At 52.0% G+C, this 24692-nt stretch carries 17 protein-coding genes and 1 other RNA gene; 7 read left to right on the forward strand and 11 right to left on the reverse strand.

The window, feature by feature from the left end; all coding sequences use genetic code 11:
- Positions 1–202 precede the first annotated feature (202 nt).
- A complete protein-coding gene (locus JWG43_RS05340) occupies positions 203–727 on the forward strand; it encodes a hypothetical protein (RefSeq protein WP_205241787.1) in 525 nt (174 codons plus the stop codon).
- Positions 728–1035: 308 nt separating this feature from the next.
- On the opposite strand, the gene JWG43_RS05345 is transcribed toward JWG43_RS05340, so the two are convergent.
- From JWG43_RS05345 to JWG43_RS05395, 11 genes are all read right to left on the reverse strand, one after another.
- Positions 1036–1452 (reverse strand): secondary thiamine-phosphate synthase enzyme YjbQ, encoded by a 417-nt coding sequence (locus tag JWG43_RS05345; protein WP_205241788.1) that lies wholly within the window; start codon positions 1450–1452, stop codon positions 1036–1038.
- 31 nt (positions 1453–1483) lie between these two features.
- On the reverse strand, positions 1484–2548 hold the full coding sequence (locus JWG43_RS05350; RefSeq protein ID WP_205241789.1) for a response regulator: 1065 nt from the start codon (positions 2546–2548) through the stop codon (positions 1484–1486).
- Positions 2545–4569: an ATP-binding protein gene (locus tag JWG43_RS05355; RefSeq protein WP_205241790.1), complete on the reverse strand. Its 2025-nt coding sequence runs from the start codon at positions 4567–4569 to the stop codon at positions 2545–2547. Before JWG43_RS05355 ends, JWG43_RS05350 begins: the two co-directional genes overlap by 4 nt.
- Positions 4570–5057: 488 nt before the next feature.
- Entirely contained in the window at positions 5058–6467 is a 1410-nt protein-coding gene (locus JWG43_RS05360) for a cobyrinic acid a,c-diamide synthase CobB (protein ID WP_205241791.1), read from the reverse strand.
- Positions 6468–6932: 465 nt separating this feature from the next.
- Positions 6933–7631 (reverse strand): lysophospholipid acyltransferase family protein, encoded by a 699-nt coding sequence (locus JWG43_RS05365; RefSeq protein WP_205241792.1) that lies wholly within the window; start codon positions 7629–7631, stop codon positions 6933–6935.
- Positions 7624–9690, reverse strand: coding sequence for an excinuclease ABC subunit UvrB (gene uvrB, locus JWG43_RS05370; protein WP_205241793.1), 2067 nt, complete (start codon positions 9688–9690; stop codon positions 7624–7626). The genes JWG43_RS05365 and uvrB overlap by 8 nt, the downstream gene beginning before the upstream one ends.
- 142 nt (positions 9691–9832) lie before the next feature.
- Positions 9833–11713, reverse strand: coding sequence for a bifunctional acetyl-CoA hydrolase/transferase family protein/GNAT family N-acetyltransferase (locus tag JWG43_RS05375; RefSeq protein WP_205241794.1), 1881 nt, complete (start codon positions 11711–11713; stop codon positions 9833–9835).
- Positions 11714–11770: 57 nt separating this feature from the next.
- A complete protein-coding gene (locus tag JWG43_RS05380; RefSeq protein ID WP_205241795.1) occupies positions 11771–13876 on the reverse strand; it encodes an acetate--CoA ligase family protein in 2106 nt (701 codons plus the stop codon).
- An 11-nt stretch (positions 13877–13887) separates the two neighbouring features.
- On the reverse strand, positions 13888–14544 hold the full coding sequence (locus tag JWG43_RS05385) for a CBS domain-containing protein (protein ID WP_205241796.1): 657 nt from the start codon (positions 14542–14544) through the stop codon (positions 13888–13890).
- Between the two features lie 40 nt (positions 14545–14584).
- The gene (locus JWG43_RS05390; protein ID WP_205241797.1) at positions 14585–15550 is read right to left on the reverse strand and encodes a histone deacetylase family protein; all 966 of its coding nucleotides are present in this window, start codon (positions 15548–15550) and stop codon (positions 14585–14587) included.
- A gap of 553 nt (positions 15551–16103) precedes the next feature.
- Entirely contained in the window at positions 16104–16667 is a 564-nt protein-coding gene (locus tag JWG43_RS05395) for a cob(I)yrinic acid a,c-diamide adenosyltransferase (protein ID WP_205241798.1), read from the reverse strand.
- Positions 16668–18147: 1480 nt separating this feature from the next.
- Here JWG43_RS05395 and JWG43_RS05400 point away from each other — a divergent pair.
- The 6 genes from JWG43_RS05400 to ffs all read left to right on the forward strand — a co-directional run bounded on the left by JWG43_RS05400 (position 18148) and on the right by ffs (position 24686).
- Positions 18148–19068, forward strand: a complete 921-nt coding sequence (locus tag JWG43_RS05400; protein WP_240193401.1) for a CoA transferase subunit A — start codon at positions 18148–18150, stop codon at positions 19066–19068.
- A gap of 204 nt (positions 19069–19272) precedes the next feature.
- Positions 19273–20070, forward strand: a complete 798-nt coding sequence (locus tag JWG43_RS05405) for a CoA-transferase subunit beta (protein WP_205241800.1) — start codon at positions 19273–19275, stop codon at positions 20068–20070.
- 289 nt (positions 20071–20359) lie between these two features.
- Complete coding sequence (mce, locus tag JWG43_RS05410; RefSeq protein WP_205241801.1) at positions 20360–20764, forward strand: methylmalonyl-CoA epimerase; 405 nt, start codon at positions 20360–20362, stop codon at positions 20762–20764.
- Between the two features lie 168 nt (positions 20765–20932).
- Positions 20933–23080 (forward strand): methylmalonyl-CoA mutase, encoded by a 2148-nt coding sequence (scpA, locus tag JWG43_RS05415; RefSeq protein ID WP_205241802.1) that lies wholly within the window; start codon positions 20933–20935, stop codon positions 23078–23080.
- A gap of 93 nt (positions 23081–23173) precedes the next feature.
- Entirely contained in the window at positions 23174–24163 is a 990-nt protein-coding gene (meaB, locus tag JWG43_RS05420) for a methylmalonyl Co-A mutase-associated GTPase MeaB (protein ID WP_205241803.1), read from the forward strand.
- Between the two features lie 425 nt (positions 24164–24588).
- Positions 24589–24686: signal recognition particle sRNA small type (ffs, locus tag JWG43_RS05425), an RNA gene on the forward strand.
- Positions 24687–24692: the final 6 nt, after the last annotated feature.

The following is a 24692-nucleotide window of genomic DNA, read 5'->3' on the forward strand; positions in this document are numbered from 1 at the left end:
ACTGGATTCAGTCAAAATCCTCAATAATGGCACACCGGACCTTTCAGCAAGGCCCCCTTGACCAGTTGGCTCAGATGACAGGCAAAGCCGTCTTGACAAAAACAAAACCAGATAATAAATTTTTAGGAAATATTCCTTGTCAGGGTTGGATATTGCGTGAATCAGTTCAGTTCCACTTTCTCCTGCAAGCAGCGAGGCTCTTGTGAAAACTCACTCATCCTCTATCTTTTTTCTGTTGTCCCTTTTCATCTGCTTCACTTTGCTGCTCATCTCCGGCTGTAGTAGCAAAATTCCCAACGGGGCCTGGCAGGTGGATCGGGAAGCTCAAAAATCCTTTAAAACCGCCACGGTTCTCCCGGACCATACTTATTATTATCTTGGCTCCTCCAGTGCTCCCGCATCTGTTGTGGCCATCAGCAACGAATTTGTCCTCCGCACAAGAGTCTGGGCCCGAGTAGATATCTCCGAGAACATATTGCGCGGTTGGCGGCAATGGCACACCGCCATAGAAAATTCCTCCTGCAGATATTTTGGCGGTGTTATCCTTGCCCCCGATGGGCGTCAGGCTGGGGTATGGTATTCGCAAAACATCATCAACACCGTCCGCATGCCGGAACCGGGGGTGCTGGAAATTTTTCAGCCGGTTTCCACTTCCGGCAGAGAGTGTGGCGAACGAGAAAGAGAGCGAGTATTTCAACAGGCCTGGACACCCTCGCGAAGCCTGTGAACACTGAATCCTGGATCCGTGAGTGCTCGTCCGTGCGTCAGCTTTACTGTCTTTGACCGTTCGATGAATGGACACTTTATCCGACGGTTACGGGCAATGAAGATAGCGTGCTGACGGGCGCCTCGAAGGGGAGCCGGTGAAGGGTAATACCAAGGGTTCTGCTGCAATTATAATATGAGTGCAGCAAGATATATCCAAAACAAGAGCCCATCCTTCACGAATACAGGTGAATATTTTATGCATTTACCGACACCACCGGCAACCCTTGAAAGTGCGCCTGCAGGTGCAGCGGCCAACGATGCCTGATTTCAGGATCCGATAATCTTGACCAATACTCTTTTTTTACGTCGCCCGTCAAATTCTCCATAAAAGATCTGCTCCCAGGTTCCAAAGTGCAGTTTGCCGTTGGTCACAGCCACTACGACCTCCCTGCCCATGATTTGCCGTTTCAAATGGGCGTCGGCATTGTCTTCATACCCGTTGTGGCGGTACTGGCTGACCGGTTCGTGCGGTGCCAATCGTTCCAGCCACTGCTCATAGTCGGCATGCAAACCAGCCTCGTCATCGTTGATAAACACCGAGGCTGTTATATGCATGGCATTGCAGAGCAGCAACCCTTCCTGGATACCACTTTCTGCGAGACATTTCTCCACCTCGGAGGTGATATTGATAAAAGCTCGCCGGGTAGGGACATGAAACCATAATTCTTTGTGATAACTTTTCATACGTTTTTCCTTGAATCCGTGACGACTGTTGTCAGTCGAGGTTTTTCAGGGCGATATCATGGAAACGGGGTTCCACCTGCAGAAAGGCTTCGATCAGAATCGGGTCAAAATGATTACCCCGGCCGGCAATCATGATATCCATCGCCTCGGCATGGGGCATGGCATTTTTATAAACACGCTTGGAAATGAGGGCGTCATACACGTCGGCAACAGCCATGATTCGACCGGCCAGGGGGATATTCTCTCCCACCAGCCCCCGAGGATAACCACTCCCATCGTATTTCTCATGATGACTGCCGGCTATCTCTTTGGCACAATTGAGAAAAGAGGTCGGCTGACCAGCCATCTGCTCAAGATTGGCAATGACCTCTTCACCGAAAAGTGCATGTGCCTTCATTTCTTCAAATTCCTCAGGAGTCAGTTTACCCGGTTTCAGCAGGATTGAATCCCGGATGGCCACTTTACCGATATCATGCAGAGGGGCGGACTTCCGCAGCAAAACGATATACTCAGGGGTGAGAATATCACCAAAATACCCGTTTCCCGCCAAGGTATCGGCAAGCAGGAACACATATTCACGAGTCCGGTGAATATGGCTGCCGGTTTCAGGATCACGGTATTCCGCCATTTCGCCCATGGCCTCGATAATCACATCCTTGAGCAACTCGGTTTCCTGCGTCCTCTCCTCCACCAGTTGTTCGAGATCCCTGCGATAGGCGTGCAGTTCAAGATGATTGCGCACTCGAGAACGTAGTTCCACTCCTTTGAAGGGTTTGATGATATAATCGACCCCACCAAGCTTGAATCCCTGCACCACATCTTCGGACTCGGCCCGGGCAGTGAGGAAAATCACCGGGATCGATCGGGTAGTCACATTCTGGTTGAGGAGTTCCACAGTTTCAAAACCGCTCATTCCCGGCATCATCACATCCATGAGGATCAATTGCGGCCGGGTGGCAACGATCCGCTCCAGTGCCTGTTGTCCCGAGGTAGCATAGGCGAACTCACACCCTAATTCCTTGAGATGAGACATGGCGATTTGAATATTTTCCGGGACATCGTCGACGATGAAGATAAGAGGATGTTTTTTTTTCATTTTTGATTTCGACCTGTTACCCGTGAAAGTTTTGCCAGCAAACGATCGACACCCAGGATGTTGGGTTCTGTGGCGTGCTGCACCAATTCTCCACCAATCTCGACCAGCAACGGTTGCATGCCAGCCTTTCCAAACCGCTGCATGGCGCTTCCCAGCACGATGGCATCGGAGAGGCTACCGGAACCAGCCGCCTGTTGGCGCAACTGTTCCAATTCATCGGTCCAGGCAGCTCTGATGCCGCTGAGGAAGATATCCTCCTCCCGGGTCGGTTGACCAAAGGAAGCGCCATCCCCTTCCTCTTCACCCGATATCGAGACATACTGACTGACAATCTCTTTGAGGGACTCCAACCTGAACGGTTTCTGCAGGAAATTGTCAAACAGAGGTCTGTACCCGGTTTCATCAAGCATCTCACCGGTCATGACAACAACCGGAATGGCATCGGTTTCAGGCTGCTGTCGCAGCGCTTCGGTGACCTGTCGACCATCCATGCCTGCAAGGTTGAGGTCCATGAAGATGAGATCCGGCAGTTCTTCGGTGGCAATACGCAACGCCTCTTCACCCGTATTGGCGGTGAGAATACGGAGAGGACTGTCCTGAAAAAAATCGACAAACACATCCTTGATCAAATCCACATCGTCAACTACCAGAAGTTTTCGTTCCAGACTCTTCACCACCGGAGGAGCTTCTGCCTGCAACTCATCGGATGATGATGCAGCGACCCGTACGGCATGGAGGCAGATCGTAAATTGCGTTCCTTTGCCTTCAGTACTGGTCAGTTCAATATCCCCGCCCATCATGGCAACCAACCGACTGCTCAGAGTCAAACCCAGGCCGACCTCAACGTATTGATCCGCTGTGGAACTGTTTCGTTGACTGAAACAATTGAAAATCTTGCGCTTATCCCTGGCAGAAATACCACATCCACTATCTTCGACTTGGAAGCGAAGGTCAAAGCAGCTTGAAAGCTCCTGCGAAGGTTCGCCATACACCGTCAGTTTCACGAAACCGTTGGTGGTGAAGTTGATGGCATTGCTGACCAGATTCTGCAGAATCTGCTTCAACCGTACACCATCGAGAATGAAAGTCTGAGGCACATTCGCGGCCACCTGACACGTAAAAGTTATTCCCTTCTCATGAACCTGATCCCGAAAAAGTTCTTCGATTTCACTGCACAATGCCGATAACCTCACAGAACTGGCCATGATCTGCATCCGGCCGGAATCGATCTTCGAGAGCTCCATGATGTCGTTGAAAATAGAAACAAGTCGCAGGCTGCTTTTGTGGATGATGTCGACAAAACGCTTTTCCCTGGGGGCCAGTTCGGCATTGGCGAGCATTTCGGTATAGCCGATGATGGCGTTCATCGGCGTGCGGACTTCATGGTTGATATTGGCTATGAATTGGCTTTTCAGGCGGCTGGCGGATTGCATATCCCAAGCAACCTGACTGTCTCTGCCAGCTGTTGAAACCGTTTCTTCGACCTGACCACAGTTGCTCCGACCGGGTGGTGCTCTAAACCATACAACTACTCGCCGCTCACTGTCGGCAAGGAGAACCAAGGTATCATCGGCAGCTGCCCCGGAGAGAGGGGGAGGATCTGAACATGTCTCATTGATTTTGTCGACCTGGTCTTGAGATTTCAAGGAAACAACTAGAGGATGCTCCAACAATTTCGGTTCCAGCTGAGCGAGATCGACCCCGATCAACTGGCGATCGCCTGCCCTGGTGGCGGCTGATTGATTCGCCTCAAGGACTCTGAACTCAGTGTCCATCCAGAGAATTTCATAGGGAGCGGCGTCCAGGGTCTGCCGGGCCAGGTGGAGTTGTTTCCGGGCCACCTGATTCTCCTTCTTGTGATCTTGCAATCGCACCCACAGCCAACAGGCCCAACCGGCAAGCAGCAGGCTCAGCAAGGGGAAAAAAAAAGAGATACCAAACGTCTGCGGCAGAATACTCTCCGCTGCAAAAACGGCTTGCGGTGCGGACAGGACAACGACAAAGAAAATATAAAAAAACACGTTCACCTTGGCATGGACGGCAAAGGATAGGGGAAAAGCAAATTGTATATATGCATTATAGCACTCGTCCTTCACTTGTCAAAAACAGCCTGGACGAACCAAGCGATCACGAACAATGAATCCGAAGAAGGGTCGAAGGGTAGAATTATTTGTGCAAAAACAACATATTTTTTTGTATCAAGGTGGGCCGGTGAATGGAATCGCAGGAATATCCGCACTATTCCGAGGATTACATTTGATATCTCCCTGGATCCGTGAGCGAACGTCCCGCAAAACGGCCGGTGAAGGTTATTATCAAGGATGCCGCAGCAATGATAATCTGATTACAGGAAGATATATCCAAAACAAGAGTCCAGCCGTCACGGATTCAGGGGCACTACCAGGAGTCAGAGCCAAACAGCCACTCCTGAATGATACTCACTCTCAAGATACATGTGCGCCGAAGGCAAAAAAAAATGAATCAATCCGTAGTTGGCTGCCTGTACGAATCAACCCGCTTGAAAACCGGCGGTTTCACCATGATGATACCTGCGGGCCGCGGCAATTAAGCCTTCCGCCCATTGAGGCGTCCCGGAAGCCAGCACATGCGTATACAGGGCCAGGACATTGTTTTTAACCAGCCCGTCGCGTCCATCCGTGAAACCGGTCCCCCGTTCCATTTCAAGGACCAGGTCCTCTGTATCTCCTGCCCATTGCTTGACAACCGAATAGCGGAACTCATGCCCTTTGATGCGCATACCCACCGGGTAAAAGCTATTGGCTCTCCTCACGATAAAGGTGGAATACCCATGGGCCTGCGGCTTTTCGGCAATGGTGAAGGTCACGGGAAAGACTCCGGCAAGAGAGTATTCCCGGTCACGAAGAATAATGGACCGTCCGAGAAAAATAAGACCGCCACATTCAGCATAGACAGGTAACCCGGCTTCAACTTCGGTGTACACAGACTGGCGGAAGGCAGCATTGTCAGCCAGCTGTGGGGCACTGGTTTCTGGAAATCCACCACCGATGTATAGGGCATCCAGTCCGGGTGGCAGTTCTCGGGAACAAAGGGCATCAATCAGTATCAACCGTGCACCACCGGCACGAAGGGCTTCCAGGTTTTCTTCATAGTAAAACTGAAAGGCGGCATCGCGGAGCACACCGATGGTCAGCATTGCCGAAGCAGTCTTCCGCCGGGAGACCGGTGGGGGTGGCATCGGCACCACTGCCTTCATTTCGATGCATACGGCATCCAGATCGAAATGAGTCTCGGTTAAGGCGGCCAGGGTAGCCACCGCTTCAGTGGCATTGCTATATTCCTGATGCGGGGTCACTCCAAGGTGACGCATGGGGAAAATATCATGTTTCAGGCGCGGCATGACCCCCAGAACCGGCAGGTCGGTGTACCGTTCCATGGCCAGACGAATGACGGATTCGTGTCGGGACGTGGCGATCTGGTTAAGAATGACACCGGCAAAACGTATTCTTGGATCAAAGGCCTGACAGCCAAGAACCAGAGCAGCCACCGTTCTGGTGGTCTTGGCGCAGTTGACAACGAGTAACACCGGCAGATCAAGGAGGAGTGCCAGCTCTCCGGTCGAAAAATCACCGGCTGCATTAACACCGTCATACATGCCCCGGTTTCCCTCGACAATGGCATACGAGTTCCCATGGAGATGGGACTGAAAAGTGGACACAACAGCATCAGGTGGCATGAGGTAGGGATCGAGATTGAAGCAGGGCTGACCGGCAGCCTTACTCATCCAGCCGGCATCAATATAATCCGGTCCTTTTTTAAATGGTACGACGTCATGTCCCCGGTTTTTCAAGGCCGCAACCAGACCGACGGTGACCACCGATTTCCCCGAGCCGCCACTCAGGCCCGCCAGGACAACACTTCTGACTTTTTCCGGACTCATGATTCCCTGCAAACTGTTATCAAAAAAGGGTACGGATTATCTGCACTTCATCACCCACAATCATGCGACTCCATGCAGCGGCATTCAAGCTGAACAGCCTGCTTTCGACCACCTGTGATTGGGGACAGATACAAAACTGATGCACCAGCGAGTATCTGGAAACGACCACCGTTGCCCTGAAGTCGGTGAACGGCTACGAAGCAGGCCTTGAAAACCCCTGCTGGGATATTTCACCCGTAGGCCCGGCTACGTCCTGAATCCGTGAGCGTTCATCCGTGCGTCAGCTTCGTTGTTCATGGCCGTTCGATTAAAGTAGATTTTATCAGACGGGTACGGGCAATGAAGATGGCGTGCGGACGGATGCCCCGAGGGGCGGCTGGTGAAATGTATTACCAAGAATTTCGTTACAATTAAAACATGATTACAGCAAGATTTATCTAAAACAAGCTTCCAGCCGTCACGAATTCAGGTTCGTGGCTCTGTACCGATATCGTGAGGTGGACGGCCCACTTCGCTCCAGGCCTTGAGGTAGAGCCTGTTGAGACAATCCTCCAAAGCCAGCCGATAGCTCTCAACCTGGGCGGAAGAAAGGTCTGGCGGTACATACAAAGGTTCCCCCTGATACAGGAAAACGGTGGCAAAAGGATACGGGATCACAGTTCTGTCCCAACTGTTAAATGCGAAATACCGATCAGCAGCCCAGGCCATGGGGACAATAGGACGCCCTGATTTACTGGCCATGAAGATGCATCCCGGCTGGACCCTTCGTGCCGGCCCCTGTGAGCCATCAGCAACAATGGCACCGTTTGTTCCCTGCCGCAACAGGTTGATCATCTCCCGTAGCGCCTGCATACCGCCACGATTGGATGACCCCCGCACGGGTACGTGTCCCAGTATCCTGGCCACCCGGGCAATGTATTCACCGTCCCGGCTGGCACTGACCATGACCGCCGCCGAGGTCGAACGCTTCTGAAAATAATAAAAAAAATACAGAAAAGAATAATGCCAGAAGGCGGCAATTCCCGTCTCGCCTTTGGCCAGCATCTCGAGGAGCTGCTTTTCACCGCGGGTTCTGAGTCTGCAAGTGGCAAACCAGACCCTGATCAGGGTCACCACCAACCTTGGCAACACCAGCAGAGACCATCTGTAGACCAAATCAGCCAACCGCCAGCTCCAACATTTTCAATTCCTGGATCCGATCTCGATATCCGGCGGCTTCCTCAAAAGCAAGCCGGTCAGCAGCTGCCCGCATTTTTTGATCAAGATCAGTTATTTCCCGGTGCAGTTCCTCAACACTATGGTAGACAACCTCTGGTTCCGCGGCGGTCAACAGGCTAGGAATCATCGCGGTGGCCTCATCGGCGCTCTCCCATCCGGCAGCCTTAAGATGCTGCGCCATGGCATCCTTAACTTCGGAAACCACTGTCTGCGGAATAATGCCATGCTCACGATTGAAAGCGTTCTGAATCTCTCGCCGGCGATTGGTCTCATCAATGGTGTGCTGCATGGCCGGAGTGATCTTGTCGGCATAAAGAATAACCATGCCCGCGGCATTCCGGGCTGCCCTGCCGCAGGTCTGCACCAGTGAGCGCTCGGAGCGCAGAAACCCCTCTTTATCGGCATCAAGAACCGCAACCAGGGACACCTCGGGAATATCCAGTCCTTCACGAAGCAGATTAATCCCGATAAGAACATCGTATTCCCGATGACGCAGGCCTCGGATCAACTCTACCCGTTCCAGAGTCTTGATATCAGAGTGCAGATAACGAACCCGAATACCCAGTTCCTCGTAATACCGGGTCAGATCCTCGGCCATTCGCTTGGTCAGGGTGGTCACCAGCACCGCTTCATTCCGCGCATTGCGCAAGCGTACCTCCTCGAGCAGATCATCGACCTGGGATGAGGCTGGTCGAACCTCGATACGGGGGTCGAGAAGGCCTGTGGGCCGGATCAACTGTTCGACGATACATGCCCCGGACCGTTCCAGTTCGTATGGTCCGGGTGTAGCTGAAACATACACAACCTGACGGATGCGGGCTTCGAATTCGTCGAAACGCAGAGGACGATTATCCAGGGCCGAGGGCAGCCGGAATCCGAACTCCACCAGGGTCTGCTTACGTGACCGGTCACCGTTGAACATTCCGCCGATTTGAGGAATGGTAATATGTGATTCATCGATGATGAGCAGATAATCGTCCGGAAAATAGTCAAGAAGGTTGGGCGGAGGGGTACCCGGTGCCTTGCCGGTCAGATGTCTGCTGTAATTCTCAATGCCGTTGCAGTAGCCCAGCTCACCAATCATCTCCAGGTCAAACATGGTCCGTTGCTCCAGTCGCTGCGCCTCGACGAGCCGATTGGCGGCCTGCAGTTCAACCAGTCTGACCTGCAGTTCATCCTGAATCGAAACCATGGCGGTCTTCAGATTCTCCTCGCTGGTGACAAAATGACTGCCAGGAAAAACCGCCACCTCATCGACATCGGCGATCACTACCCCGCGCAGCGGATCGATAAGGGTGATGGAATCGATGGTATCACCGAAAAATTCAACCCGGATGGCCTGCTCCTCTTCGTGAACGGGAAAAATATCGATGACATCTCCTCGAACCCGAAAAGTCCCTCGATGAAAAGAAATCTCATTACGTTCGTAAAGCATGAACACCAATCGCCGTTGCACCTCTTCCATGGGATGGTCTTCACCCCGACGAAGAAACAGGTGCATATTCTTATATTCATCCGGCGAACCGAGACCATAAATACAGGAGACCGAGGCAACGATAAGCACATCTCGCCTGGTCAGGAGGGATCGAGTAGCTGAATGGCGCAGCTTGTCAATGGCATCATTGATAGCGGAGTCTTTTTCGATATAGGTGTCAGAGGCCGGTATGTAGGCTTCCGGTTGGTAATAGTCATAATAGGAGACAAAATACTCCACTGCATTGCCAGGAAACAGCTCGCGAAATTCACCAAACAACTGAGCGGCCAGGGTCTTGTTGGGGGCTATCACAAGCGTTGGTCGCTGTACCAGTGCCACTACCTGCGCCATGGTAAAGGTCTTACCGGATCCAGTGACCCCGAGCAGGATCTGATCGCGTACACCGGCGCTGAGGTTGTGTACCAGACGCTCAATGGCTTCGGGCTGATCACCGGCCGGAGTAAAACTGGTGACAAGTTCAAAAGGGCGGTCAGGTGAGAAGATAGGAGTCTGCACAGGGAAAAGAAACATTGACTGAAAAAGAGTGACGTTAACCTGGATCCGTGAACGTTCGTCCGTCGCGGACTCAAGGGTTCACGGCAAGCACGCCTGTGCCTCATCATCCGGTAGGCGTACCCATGAACACACTCCGGATACCGTGGCGACAAAGAGCCTAAAACTTGATCGCAAAACTGTACACGCCTTCGTCCAGATGACTGGTGACATTGCAACCGGAATGGTTAAAGACGTTCTGCATCCGTTGGTTTTCCTTGAGCACCTCGGCGGTAAACCCGGCAATACCATTGCGTTTAGCGATCTTGATCAGATGCTGGAACAGGAAGGTGCCCAGTCCCTTATTCTGCCAGCCGTCGCGAACCACAAAAGCGACTTCGGCCATATTGGTCTTTTCATTGAGATAGTAGGTCCCCACCGCAATAATCTGTTCGCCGTGAGCTTCAGGCACTGTTCCAACGACCGCCACATCACGACGATGATCGATATAGACAAAATCCTGAATCTGCCTGGGCGTAAATCGCTGATGCCGACTCATAAAGCGGTAATAGATGGTCTCCTGACTGAGATTATAGACCAGATCTCGCATGTGCGGCTCATCTGTGGGCCGGATGGAACGAAAACTGACCTCGATACCGTCTTCCATGAGGAAGGTAGCACGGATGGATTCCTCCACCGGCATCATAAAACGGTTGCCGAAGCGGGCCAGGTCAGGACGCAGGTATCTGGCCTCCACCGCTTCCCGAAACAGCTGTTCCCGAAACTCAGGATGGGCGATGGAAATCAGGGACATAACCCGCTCCTGAATAGATTTGCCATGGAGATAGGCCACACCGTATTCGGTCACCACATAGTGTACACTGGCCCGATTGATGACCACGCCAGAACCTGCTTGCAGGGTGCAGGTGATCAGTGACCTGGTGCCTTCCCGGTTGACCGAAGGCAGGGTGATGATCGCTCGACCGCTTTCCGACTTGGCGGCGCCGCGGTTGAAGTCAATCTGGCCGCCGATACCGGAATAAAAACGCCCCCCCACGGAATCGGAACAGACCTGGCCGGTGAGATCGATCTCCAGGGCCATGTTGACCGAAACCATCCGCTTGTGTTTGCCTATTATATTGGCATCGTTAATGTACTCGGTGGGCCGGAAACTGAACAGCGGGTTGTCGTCGATATAATCGTATAACTCCTTGGTCCCCATGCAGAAACTGGCGGTAATCTTGCCACGATCGATACTCTTCATCGCGCCTGTCACCGCTCCGGATTCGATCAGAGGGATGATGGTGTCGGAGATCATTTCGGTATGAAAACCAATGTCCTTTCGGTCATGAAGATACTCCATCACCACCTGTGGTATGCGGCCGTAACCAGGTACTCGCCCCAACCCCAGTTCGATGGTGGAACCGTTGGGAATGAGTGCGGCCACTGTTCTGGCTATTTTTCGACTGATTTCGTTGGGTGGATCCACCCGTCGCTCAAGAATAGGTCGGTCAACCGGCACCAGGATGTCAAGATCAAAGACCTCTACCTGGGTATCACCGTGGGTCCACGGCATATTCGGATTGACCTCGGCAATGACCAGAGAGGCGTTCTCAATGGCGCTACGGACAATATCCACTGAAATTCCCAGGCTCACTCGTCCCATGATGTCGGGCGGAGTGACCTGGATGAGGGCGATATCAATGGGCAGGATACCCGAATCAAGAAGCCTTGGCACATCGGAAAGAAGAATCGGTGTATAATCACCGAACCCTTCCTGAATAACATCGCGAATATTGGAGCTGATGAAAAATGCGTTAATCGCAAAGCTGTCCGACATTTTTTTATCGGCATACGGGGCTTCGCCCTTGGTGATCAGCTGAATGATTTCGACATTGGTCACGGATCGGCCCCGAGTGGTCATGGCAGCGATCAATTCCTGCGGGGCTCCGCACCCGGTACCGATGAAAACGCGCTGCCCTGCCTTGAGATGACTCAGGGCCTGGGCTGGAGTGGCAATCATGTCGCTGTATTTTTCCTGCCAATTGCTATCATATTCCATGGCAAACCCCGCTGGAATGGGTGGATATTGTCTTCGACAAACTGCTCTGGCAAGCGTTCAGACACCCGTCAAAGGGCGAGCAAAAGTCATACGGGCGTCGGCTACCACTGGATCATTGCCGACTTCACCGACGATCAGGGGGTTGATGTCAAGTTCGACGACCTGGGGAAAATCAGTGGTCAATTGGCTGATCCGCTGTAAGGCAACGGCAATGGCGCTGATATCGACCTCCTTGAGACCACGCTTGCCTTCAAGGAGCTTGTAGGACCGGGTTGACTTGAGCATCTGCACCGCCTCGTTCTCTGTAATAGGCGCCAGATGAAAGGTGACATCCTTCATTACCTCGACAAAAATACCACCCAGACCAAACATCAGCATAGGTCCGAACTGGGGATCCCGGGTCATGCCGATAATGACCTCCAGTCCTTTTTCGGCCATTTTTTCCACATAGACACCCTCAATAATAGCATTGGGAGCATGCTTGTTAATGCGCAGCATCATGAGATCAAAGGCGTCGGCCACCTCCTGACTGGACCCGAGATTGAGTCGCACACCTCCGAGATCGGATTTCTGCACAATACTGGGCGAAACAATCTTCATGGCAACGGGAAAACCTATGCTTCGGGCAATTTCCACTGCTTCTTCGAGCGAAGTGGTCAAGCGACCTTGCATGATATTGAATCCATACGCCTTAAGAATATCCTTGGACTTAACCTCGCCAAGACGCAGGCGACCGGTTCGCTGCCTGCGGGTGATTATCCGTTCAACCCGTCGGCGATTGACGGGAAAACGGACCACGTGACGGGCGGGCCGCCGCTTCCAGACTCCATACTCATACATGGCCTTCAAAGCACCGGCAGCCCGTTCCGGCGAATCATAAAAGGGCAGACCGGCAGCGGCCAGTTCCTTGCGCGAGGGCATGACATCACTGCCTCCAAGAAAGGAAGCAAGGATAGGAACAGTGTCATCGAGCTGGGCCAGAATGGCACGGACGGTTGCCGCCGGTTCATTCATGTACTGCGGTGCCAGCACCACCAGGATGGCATCTATGGACCCGTCGGCAAGAGCACTTGCAATGACAGTGGCATAGTGCCGGGGTTCAGCATCAGCGGAAATGTCAATGGGGTTATTAATACAAGCGGCCAGGGGCAGTTTGTCCCGCAGGGAGGCCGTCAATCCATCAGTGAGTCTGCTTACAACCAATCCTGACTTTTCCGCGGCATCCGCGGCCATAGTCCCCGAACCACCGGAATTGGTAATGATCAATACCCGGTTGCCCCGGGGGGTCGGTTGCAGGGCGAGGGCTGTGGCGTAATCAAAAAGGGCTTCAAAAGAATCGGCCCGGCAGATGCCAGCCCGTTTAAAAGCCGCGCCGTATGCCGTATCCTTGCCGACCGGCACACCGGTGTGGATGGCTGCGGCCCGAGCTCCGGCGCTGGTGGTCCCGGCCTTGAGGATAACAACCGGCTTGCGGCTGCTTGCCTCCTCTGCTGCTTTAACGAACTTGTCACCATCACTGATGTCTTCGAGATAGCCGACAATGACCTTGGTTTCATCATCGCCCGCCAAGGTGGCAAGGACGTCAACTTCATTGATATCGGCCTTGTTACCGATGGAAATGGCTATGGAGACCCCCATTTCCCGCTCATCGGCAATATCCATCATGGCCGTACACAGGGCTCCGGATTGGGAAAAAATGGCCAGATGTCCGGGTTGTGGGATTCTTCTGGAAAAAGAAGCGTTCAACCGGATGGCCGTGTTGATGATTCCCAGACAATTTGGACCGAGCAGACGCACGCCACCCTGGCGACAGATAGCGGTCAACTCCTCCTCCAACTCGCGACCTTGGAGGCCACTTTCCTTGAATCCCGAAGCCACAACCACAATGGCTCCAGCTTTTTTCCGGACAGCTTCCCTGGCAGCGGCGGGCACCAATTCCGCCGGCACTGCAATGACAACCAGATCAACAGGATCGGGGTACTCGGTGATGTGCGGATAAACCTTGAGACCAAACAGTTCACCTCCAGCAGAATTTACTGGAATAACAGGGCCCTTGAATCCACTCTTCACCAGATTGCTCATTATATCGTATCCGACCTTGCCGATTGTTTTGGATGCACCGATAACAGCAATGGTCTGCGGAGAAAACAACCTGTCCAGCATATCCAACTCCTTCACAGTGATATTTCGGGGACATGAATTGAAAAACCGGCCGCCTCGACAGCCTTGTATACAGAGCGGACATTGTAGGTATTGATCCGGACAAAGATCATCGGCTGGCTTTTGCAGGTGCCATCCGTCCGAACCAAGCGGGTGAACTGAATTTGTTTGTCTTCAAGCACATTGACTAATTTACTCAGGGCCTGGGGATCTTCATTATCCTTGATCGATACCAGGACCGATCCTTTTTCCCCCAGGCCGAAAAGACAGCGGTAGGCTTTCATCAGGTCGCCGATGGTGAAAATACCAAGCAGTCGTCCCTCGTCATTGACAACCGGTAACGCTCCGATTTTACGCGACTGGAAAATCAGCAGGGCATCATCCAGGGTTGCTAAAGGGGAGAGTGTCAGGCAGTCTCTTGACATGACGACGGAAACCGGAGTTTTTCTCACCCGCTCTTCAACGTTGTGTCGCTCCTTGCTGCGAGCTACAGAGGAAGGACGGGCGGAGCGCAGATCCCGGTCTGAAACGATACCGAGAAGTATGCCGCTTTCATCAACGACCGGAAGGTGACGAAAGTCATATTGATGAAGGATATCGACCGCCTCGGCAACAGTATGATCCGGAGTGACGGTAAAAGGTGGAGTAGTCATATGATACTGTATGAACATCACTGTTCTCCCTTGGCCATGGTTCCACCACTGATTGCGCTCATTTGGTATTTTCAAGTATCCCGATCAGATACGCTTCAACACAGAGGCCGAGTTTGTCCAGGTGATACCCGCCCTCAAGGATGGACATGACCCGACCCTGGGTATGATTCCGAGCCAGATCCATTATGAACGTGCCCAACTTCCGGTATAAATCAACGCTGAAGGCCAATCCGGACATATCATCCTCCCTGTGGGCATCAAACCCGGCGGCTATAACAAGGGCATCAGGTTGAAATTTTTCAAGAAAAATTCTTATTTTCGGCAAAAGGCGAAGCACTTCCCGTTCACCGGCCCCTGGTGGCAGGGGTAAATTGAGGATAGTTCCCTTTCCCGCCCCAATGCCATGCTCTTCGGCCCAACCAGTCCCTGGATAACTGAAACTGGGATGTTCATGAATAGAAATATAGGCTGTGGAGGGATCCTCTTCGAAGGCGGTCTGAATGCCGTTGCCATGATGCGCATCGAAATCAAAGACGCACACCCGTTGTCGCCCATATTGTCGCTGCCAATAACGGGCCGCAATGACGCAATTATTAAAAAAACAGAATCCAAACGGCATGTTGGGTTCGGCGTGATGTCCTGGGGGACGTGTCAGGCTAAAGACGGCGTTACTCGAACGTTGTTCGACTGCATCAATGCCAACCAGGCCGGCACCCGCGGCCAGGGTAGCTATCTCATAAGAGTCATAGCAAACCTGATTATCAGGATGATCTATATAGGTACGTCCGGACAACACGGCTTCCTCGAACCGAAACAACCAGGCTTCGGTATGAAAGCTCAACAATTGTGAACGTAGAGCCGCCCTGGATGGCAGACGATTGAGGGTGCCTGCCAGAGGGCTCTGGTCAAGACGATCCGTTATGACCTGCACTCGCTCAGCAACTTCCGGATGCTCGCCTCCACCTGTGTCGTGCCGGCTGAATGCAGGATCAGTGATGAGGGTTATGGCGGGAAGATGGTCCATGGTCGATGCAGCAGAGGCCAATAGCCGGTCTGTCCTTCTGGATTTTTAGAGCACTGTCAATTGCACTCCTTGAAACATTAAACACAGGCTTGGGTTTTACCTTGAATCCGTGACGGTTGGACTCTTTTTGAATTTCATTTTGCTGTAATCAGAAAATAATTATTGAGGAATCCCTGATGACTACTTTCACCCTCCGCTTTTCGGGGCGTCCGTCCGCACGCCATCTTCTTGGTCCGAAACAGTCCGATACATTCCACTCCAATCTAACGGCCCCGGACATCGAAACTGACGCAACAGCGAACGCTCAGGGATCCAGAATCCTGGTTTCCAGCGAAAACTGGTCAAAAAAAAACGGGACCTCAGCCACACAATACGCGTGAGCACGCCCCTTGTTTATAAATAAGTCAATACTACTTCATTAACCGGAATAAAACAAAAAAAGTATTTCATTTGTATTGCCGCCGGAATGACAGTGAATTTCAATATCAGCACAAGAAAAATCATGCCGAAGTCCAATATAATCGAGCGGTGACAAATCCAGGTACATGGGCACTTACTCTTTTTTCCAGATTTTGTCCTCCGTGCCCAGTGCCTGATTGAGATAACGGGCCACAACAAAGAGATAATCCGACAGACGGTTCAAATAAATGAGAATAGCGGCCAACTCGTCCCCGCCATCCGATGCTTCGATCAATTCCGTCAAACGTCGCTCGCATCGCCTGCACACTGTTCTCGCCACATGGCACCAGGCTGCGACCGGTTGGCCCCCGGGAAGAATAAAAGCCTTCAAGACTGGAAGCGATTCCGAGAGAGCATCAATGCGGGCTTCCAGTTGCTTTGAAGCTTCAGATGGTAGTGGTGTGAGATACCCAGTGGCTGATGAATCCGGTGTGGTGGCCAGCCAGGCTCCGGCCAGAAAAAGATTGGACTGCATGCCATCAAAATCCTCCCAAAGTACCTGTTCGTCAGGGGGCAGGTAAGCTGCGACCGCTCCTAAAATGGAATTTAATTCATCCAGATCACCATACGCCTCGATGCGGATGTGGTGTTTAGGTACCCGTTCACCTGAAAACAAACTTGTTTTCCCTTTGTCTCCACCACCTGTGTATACTTTCATCAGAACGCTCCTTGGTACAATTGCTGGGTTAGATCCTCAATCATTAACGGCTGGACTCTTGTTATTGACTTAATTTACTGTAACCATCTTATAAATACGACGAAATCCTTGCCAGTTATCCTTCACCAGCCGCTCTTCGGGGGGTCGGTCCGCACGTCCGCACGCCATTTTCTATTGCCCGCATCCGTCCGATAAGGTCCTTTAATCCAACAGCCCTGAACAATCAAGCTGACGTACCGACGAACGCTCACGGATTCAGGGAAATTTTTTGTTCTGAATCGAAGCGTACTTGCTGGCAAATGACATGTGCAAGCGCAACAGAACGTCAGGGAGTAGAACCGTTTCTGGATGAACGAAGCATGGTGCATGGTGCTGAACGGTACAACCGTTCCCGAATCATTATCTACTACACGAAAATCGAAGTGTTCACAATATTGTGTCGGGTAAACCTTTACCCGGACCTGAGTCCGTGACGGCTGAACGCTTGTTTGGGATATATTTTCTTGTAATCAAGTTATAATTACGGATAAATCCTTGATGATAACCTTCACCAGCCGCCCTTCGAGGCGTCGGTCCGCACGCCATCATCATTGCCCGTATCCGTCCGATAAAGTGAATCATCGAACGGTCGCCGACAATAAAACTGACGCAGGGACGAACGTTCAAGGATTCAGGCCGGGGTAAATAAAGCGCATGAAAATTACTTGCAATATACCTTATTTTTTTCGATTAATGCGCAAAGCTTGAGGTTCCGCGTTTGCGGAGTTCTTTTTGCTGTTGACAAAATGATGAACTTCAAATAGGTAGACTAAATTAAAGTTATTCATTTTCAGAGTGTTACCCTTTTTTTCCGCTGAGCTCGAACATACTGCGCTTATCGTGGCGAAGGGTTTCTTGTTCATACCCGTTTCAGGACACCAAAACGGCAATGGATGGGCGAAAAGAAAAAGGGAGCAGGCCAAACGAGTCCATAGGGTGCTGCAAAACTTTCCTGGATTTCTTTTTTTTTCTTGAAGCATTTTCCGAACCTTTGATTGCGTTTGCAGTAATCCAGGTCGAAGAGGCAAGTCATCTGAGCATATCACGATCATTCCGCGATAAAGCATTTGAGGAGAATTGACTCAACCCATGATAGATCAAACACGTATAAGAATGAGAACGATTGGATTGTTTTTGATCGAATCAGTGAAAAAACCGAAACAATGACGAAAGACCCCTCGTTGTTATCGGTTTTTTTTTTGAAGACCTGAATCTGTGAGCGTTCAGCAAAATATATCCAAAACAATCGTCCAGCCGTCACGGATTCAGGTTAGGAGGGATTCTGGAAAGCCATACGTATCGCCCGAGTATCAGCAACTTCTGACAAAAAGCAAGAGGAAGCAAGTTGGAAAATAGCACGCAAATGTTCTGGACGGGTTTATCACCCGATGAAGCAAGGGAAGCTCTTGTTAACAAGAACAAGTCCATGTGGGATAAACGGATGTCGCTCAAAGAAGCTGTGTCCAGATTTATCAAAAATGGCGATAATATCGGTATCGGCGGGTTCGTCCATGTACGGCAGCCAGTCGCCACCTGTCACGAAATGGTGCGGCAGGGTTTCAAGGACCTGACTCTTTCTTTCCAGTCAGCAGCCATGGCCCCTGAAATTCTCGCTGCAGCCATGATGATCAGGCCGGATCATTGCACCATCAAAAGAATCGAGCTGGCCTATTGGGGCCACGAGTCTTTTGGCCTGTCCCCTGCCTGGAGGTATCTTGGCGAACGTGGCATGATCGAATTTGAAGACTGGAGCAATTATAACATGTCGGCCCGTTTCAAGGCCGGTGCCATGGGCCTGCCTTTCATTCCGACTCGCGGCCCTCTGGGCGGAGATATCCCGAACACCAGCCGCACCAGGGTCATGGACTGCCCCTTTACCGGCCGACCCATCGCGCTGCTCCCGGCCAGTAACCCCAATGTGGCCCTGATTCATGTGCAGGCCGCCGATATGTACGGGAACTGCATCATCCGGGGGACCGACGGCACCTGCGCTGAAATCGCCATGGCCTCAGCCCATACCATCGTCACCTGCGAGCAACTCCTTGACCATGAAATCATCACCAGCAATCCAAAGGATATAGCGATTCCCTTCCCCGCGGTTGATGCAGTCGTCCAGGTCCCATTTGGTGCCTATCCGGGTGCCTGTCGGCGGCATTATTATTACAACGGCGATGAAATCCTCAAGTTCCTCGGTCTCATCTCTCCGATGGTTAAGGGTGGATCAGCCGATGCATTGAAGACCTGGTACGATGAGCACATCTTTGGTGTCGAAACCTTCGGAGAGTACATCGAGACATTCCAGACCAGAAAGCTGATCGCCGACCAGGCCGCGGAAGCTGTTCACTGCCAACGGCTGGCCTGATCCGTGCCAGCATCATTGTCAGAGCATCGGAACCTCCCGGAACTCAAACCTGGATCCGTGAGCATTCAAACCTGGATGCCCCGAAGGGGGCTGGTGAAAGTTATAATCAAGGATTCCACTGCAATTATAATTTGATGACAGCAAGATATAATCCAAAATAAGAGTCCAGCCGTCTCGGATTCAGGTCAAAGATAAGGAGTCACCATGACAGTTGCAACGGACTTCACCGCCCAGGAACTCATTGTTGTGGCGGGAGCAAAAGTTCTCGAAGACAATAAAATCGTCTTTGTCGGGACCGGCCTGCCCATGGTCGCAACCCTACTGGCAAAGCTTACCCACGCCCCCGGCCTGATTCCGGTTTTCGAAGCCGGCGCTGTCGGCCCCCCCTTACTGCACGGTTTGCCGATATCGGTGGGCGATTCTAAAACCGGGACCGGTGCTTCGTATATGAAAGGCCTGAATGCGGCCTTTGAACTGACTCAGCGAGGCTTCGCCGATTTTGGCTTTATCGGCGGCGCTGAAGTCGATATGTACGGCAATCTTAATTCCACCATGATAGGTGAATTTCCAGACGAATACCATAAACCGAAAGTACGTCTTCCCGGAAGCGGCGGCACCGCTGACATGGCCGCTTCCTGCGAGCGTACCATTCTGATCGTCCCCCATGAGAGAAAAAAATTCAACGAAAAGCTGAGTTATGTCACCAGCCCCGGTCACCTCGACGGGACCCCCGGCGCACGTCAAAAGGCGGGTATGCAGGGCAAGGGGCCCTATCGCCTTATCACCACCAAGGGTATTTTTGATTTTGATGAAGAGACCAAGAGAATGCGTATTCTCTATACATTCCCAGGAGAAACCATTAAAAGCGTTCAGGCGGCCACTGGATTCGAACTGCTCGTTGCCCCACATGTCGCTGAATTTCCACCACCGACAGTGGAAGAGGTCCGTTTGATCCGCGAAACCGTTGATCCCAGAGGAATTTTCGTCAAACGAGCCGCTTAAAAAGACTCTGAAGGACCGTCAATACCATCGTCCACAACAGCACTGACACCCCAAAAAGAGTTCAGCCGCCACGGATTCAGGGGGGTGTCCTTTTTCAGCGTAATAGGTTTCAGGCAGGCAGTTTGATCGGCAATAGATTGAAACAGTATGAAAATGTGTTAGAATGCCTCTTGGTTCGGAATCAGAAGGCATCATGTACGTTGAGCACAATACGGCCTTCTGGTCTGGTGCTCAACGCAATCGGTTCAACACAACATCCGCTACAATGTAACGGAAAGGAGACCTCAGCATGAAAATTTTGAAGATCGATCATCTTGGCATCGCGGTCAACACTCTTGAAGAAGGGAATAAGTTCTGGGGTGAAATCCTCGGCCTTAAACTCGAAGGCACGGAAACCGTGGAAGAGCAGAAAGTTACAACCGCATTCTACCCGGTGGGCGACAGTGAAGTTGAGTTGTTGATATCGACCGCTCCCGATGGACCGATTGCTAAATTCATCGAGAAAAAAGGCACCGGTTTTCAACATGTTTCTTTCCGGGTCGCGAACATTGAAGAGGCTCTGGCCGAACTGCAGGAAAAAGGCGTCGCCCTCATCGATAAAACACCTCGCATGGGAGCCGGTGGCGCCAAAATTGCCTTTTTGCACCCCAAAGCCACTGGCGGGGTGTTGGTTGAACTGTCTGAGCGTGACTGAGACAATACCACATTGAGGTATTCGCGGCAACGAAAACCTCCATACTGCACACCGTAACCATGACACGAAGATAATCGGCCTGCCCATAGCAGCCGGTTGTCTTCGCGTCGGTCTGTTTCATATCCAACCAAGGGATTCGTCCCAAGACAACGACAAGGAGTAAGTGACATGGCAAGTGCATACGAACAATGGGTTGAGCTGGCGACCAAGCAGATGAAGGGAAAAACCCCTGACTCGATCGCCTGGAAATCCCCCGAAGGCATCTCCATCAAGCCGATGTACCACGAGGACGATATCAAAGGCCTGCCCTCCGTTGGCAGTCTGCCTGGTATGGCACCGTATACCCGTGGACCGATGGCGACCATGTATGCCGGTCGTCCCTGGACCATCCGCCAATATGCCGGGTTTTCCACCGCCAAGGCGTCCAACGAATTTTATCGGAAAAACCTGGCTGCCGGCCAGAAAGGCCTTTCGGTTGCTTTCAGTCTGTCCACCCATCGTGGGTATGACTCCGACAACCCACGTGTTGCCGGTGACATCGGTAAAGCCGGTGTTGCCATCGATTCCATCGAGGATATGAAAATTCTCTTTGACGGCATCCCCTTGGATCAGATGTCGGTCTCCATGACCATGAACGGCGCGGTCATCCCGATTCTGGCAATGTGGATTGGTGCCGCCGAAGAGCAGGGTGTCAAGCAGGAACAACTCAATGGCACCATCCAGAATGACATTCTCAAAGAGTACCTGACCCGGAACACGTACATTTATCCGCCCGAACCTTCCATGCGGATCGTGTCCGATATCATGGCACATGCGTCAAAAAATATGCCCCGATACAACACGATCTCCATCAGCGGCTACCACATCATGGAAGCTGGTGCCGACTCCGTCCTCCAGTGCGCCTTTACCCTGGCCGACGGTGTCGAATATGTACGCGCCGCTCTCAAATCCGGCATGGACATCGACACCTTTGCTCCACGGTTGTCGTTTTTCTATGGCGTGGGCATGAACTTTTTCATGGAAATTGCCATGCTGCGGGCTGCCCGGTTCCTGTGGCACCGTCTGATGCAGCAGTTCAACCCGAAACATCCCCAATCCTCGATGCTGCGTACCCATGTACAGACCTCCGGTTGGAGTCTGACCGAGCAGGATCCGTATAACAATATCATCCGGACCACCATCGAGGCCATGTCCGCAGTCCTGGGCGGCACCCAGTCGCTGCACACCAACTCCTTTGACGAGGCTGTCTGCCTGCCCACTGAATTTTCCGCCCGTATCGCCAGAAACACTCAGATCATCATTCAGGAAGAATCGCAGATCTGCAAAGTCGCTGATCCCCTTGGCGGTTCCTATTACGTCGAGTGGCTGACCCATCAGATCGTTGAAGAAGCCCAGAAGATCATCGATGAAATCGAGGAAATCGGTGGTATGGCCAAAGCTATCGAGTCCGGTATGCCGAAAATGCGCATCGAGGAATCCGCCGCCCGTCGTCAGGCCCGTATCGACCAGGGCAAGGACGTCATTGTCGGTGTCAACAAGTATCGTCTCAAAGACGAAAAAATGGACTTCGATATCCTCGAGGTACCCGATTCCGTCCGTCTCGAGCAGATCGAACGTATCAACCACATCAAGAAAACCCGTGATGAAGCCAAGGTACAGGCTTGTCTCGAGGCGCTCACCAAAGCCGCAGCCGGTAAAGAAAACCTCCTCGAGGTCGCCATTGAAGCTGCCAAAGCCAGAGCAACAGTGGGAGAGATATCCGACGCCATGGAAAAAGTATTCGGCCGCTTTGTTGCCACCACCCAGTGTGTATCCGGAGCCTATTCTTCTGAATACAGTGAAGTGAACAGTGAAAGCGCCCAGGTTATCGAAACCCTGCGCAAACGCACCGCCGACTTCCAGGCTAAACATGGCCGCCGTCCACGTATTCTTGTCACCAAAATGGGCCAGGATGGCCATGACCGTGGCATCAAGGTTGTTGCCTCCTCTTACGCGGATCTTGGCTTTGACGTCGATATCAGCCCCATGTTCCAGACTCCTGAAGAAGCAGCGAAAATGGCCATTGAGAACGACGTCCATGTTGTCGGTGCCTCCAGCCTGGCAGCCGGGCACAAGTCTCTGGTTCCGGAACTTATTGACCACTTGAAGAAAGGTGGTGCCGGTGAAATCCTGGTTGTGGCCGGTGGCGTTATCCCGCCCAGTGACTATCAATTCCTTTATGACGCAGGTTGCAAAGGCATTTTCGGACCTGGAACCCCGATCACCCAATCAGCGACCAAGGTACTTGATCTGATTGAAGCACAGGTAGGCAAATAAGTACATACAGCACACAGGTAACACTGCAAACGGACGGGCGACAATCCGTCCGTTTGCATGCTGGCATGACGAAACCTCCACTAAAGGTCAGATATGCATAAAGATCCCAGCTATTACATCCAGGGTGTCATGGACAATAACCGCCTGATGCTTGCCCGAACCATTACCCTGGTTGAGAGCAGTCTTTCTTCGCATCAGGAGATTGCCAGACACGTCATCAATGAACTTTTACCGTACACAGGCAAAGCAGTACGAATGGGCATCACCGGAGTGCCCGGTGCAGGCAAAAGCACTTTTATCGAAAGTTTCGGCACCATGCTGACCGTTCTGGGACACCGTGTTGCGGTTCTGGCTATCGACCCAAGCAGTACGCGCAGTGGCGGTTCCATCCTTGGCGACAAAACCAGGATGGAAAAACTTGCAGTGGACGACATGGCTTTCATCCGTCCATCCCCATCCGGCGGCAGTCTGGGAGGGGTAGCCAAAAAAACCCGGGAAACCATGCTTGTCTGCGAAGCAGCCGGCTTTGATGTCATCATTGTTGAGACCGTTGGCGTGGGGCAATCGGAAACCACCGTGGCCTCCATGGTCGATTTTTTTCTTGTTTTACAGATATCCGGTGCCGGCGACGAACTTCAAGGAATCAAAAAAGGTGTCCTTGAAGTCGCTGATGCCATCGTTGTCAACAAAGCGGACGGTGACAATGTCAACAGGGCAAAACTAGCGAAAAGACAATACGAAACAGCACTTCACCTGGTGACCCCATCCTCGCCTAACTGGATGCCGCCGGTCATGACCTGCAGCGCTCTTGAAAATACCGGCCTGAAAGAAATCTGGGATACCATCAATTCTCATAAAGGCATAATGGTCGCCACCGGCGAGTTGGAAACCAAACGTCAGGAACAAGCCATGTCCTGGATGTGGTTTCTGGTTAATGAAGGATTGGAGCGCTGGTTTTATCAGCACCCGGAAATCAAGAAACTCCTGCCCGGTATTAAACAGAGTGTTGAACAGGGTCATATAGCTCCCACCAGGGCCGCCGAGGATCTGGTTTCCATTCTTGGCAAGGACCTGCTCATCTGACAATACCTTTCCGCCAACCGAGGTGACCATTGCCCCTGGCACAACCTGACAATCGGTCATCTGAAATCATTCACTTCCTCACCTTTTCCGGGAGTGAATGATTTCACTTACCTGGCATCCTCCCGTCGTTTATCACCCTTTTCTCCGGAATACCATCTCCACGCCTGTGCTCCGTCACCAGTGGAATCAGTATGCACCCGGCATAGCAGGCTCCGCAACATGCCGATTAATATTCCACCTTTTCCATCCCGACCATGAAATCTCTTGACGGGTATCGAATTGACAGGTATAAACGACCGATCGAAAAGGGAAAGGCTAACCAAGATAGCACAGGACCTCGACACATAGCCGGACAGGTTCAGATTCAACCTTATCTCTCCTTTCGTACCATTCCCTTTTCATGGAACCAGATCCATCAGTGTGATAGCCGGGTCCTGGGCAATAAAGAATCACGAACCCCGTCAGGTCCGGAAGGAAGCAGCGGCAGTGACCCTCTTTATGTGCTCAGGGGTGCCCGGCTATCTTTTTC

The organism is Desulfobulbus alkaliphilus, from assembly GCF_016918545.1.
GTDB classification, from domain to species: Bacteria; Desulfobacterota; Desulfobulbia; order Desulfobulbales; family Desulfobulbaceae; genus Desulfobulbus; species Desulfobulbus alkaliphilus.

Bases quoted from the DNA above. Each gene is read 5' to 3' on its own strand.
- JWG43_RS05345 (WP_205241788.1), bottom strand. From the start codon at position 1,452: ATGAAAAGTTATCACAAAGAATTATGGTTTCATGTCCCTACCCGGCGA.
- JWG43_RS05350 (WP_205241789.1), bottom strand. From the start codon at position 2,548: ATGAAAAAAAAACATCCTCTTATCTTCATCGTCGACGATGTCCCGGAA.
- JWG43_RS05360 (WP_205241791.1), bottom strand. From the start codon at position 6,467: ATGAGTCCGGAAAAAGTCAGAAGTGTTGTCCTGGCGGGCCTGAGTGGC.
- uvrB (WP_205241793.1), bottom strand. From the start codon at position 9,690: ATGTTTCTTTTCCCTGTGCAGACTCCTATCTTCTCACCTGACCGCCCT.
- JWG43_RS05375 (WP_205241794.1), bottom strand. From the start codon at position 11,713: ATGGAATATGATAGCAATTGGCAGGAAAAATACAGCGACATGATTGCC.
- JWG43_RS05380 (WP_205241795.1), bottom strand. From the start codon at position 13,876: ATGCTGGACAGGTTGTTTTCTCCGCAGACCATTGCTGTTATCGGTGCA.
- JWG43_RS05385 (WP_205241796.1), bottom strand. From the start codon at position 14,544: ATGTTCATACAGTATCATATGACTACTCCACCTTTTACCGTCACTCCG.
- JWG43_RS05390 (WP_205241797.1), bottom strand. From the start codon at position 15,550: ATGGACCATCTTCCCGCCATAACCCTCATCACTGATCCTGCATTCAGC.
- JWG43_RS05395 (WP_205241798.1), bottom strand. From the start codon at position 16,667: ATGAAAGTATACACAGGTGGTGGAGACAAAGGGAAAACAAGTTTGTTT.
- JWG43_RS05400 (WP_240193401.1), top strand. From the start codon at position 18,148: ATGTCGCTCAAAGAAGCTGTGTCCAGATTTATCAAAAATGGCGATAAT.
- JWG43_RS05405 (WP_205241800.1), top strand. From the start codon at position 19,273: ATGACAGTTGCAACGGACTTCACCGCCCAGGAACTCATTGTTGTGGCG.
- mce (WP_205241801.1), top strand. From the start codon at position 20,360: ATGAAAATTTTGAAGATCGATCATCTTGGCATCGCGGTCAACACTCTT.
- scpA (WP_205241802.1), top strand. From the start codon at position 20,933: ATGGCAAGTGCATACGAACAATGGGTTGAGCTGGCGACCAAGCAGATG.
- meaB (WP_205241803.1), top strand. From the start codon at position 23,174: ATGCATAAAGATCCCAGCTATTACATCCAGGGTGTCATGGACAATAAC.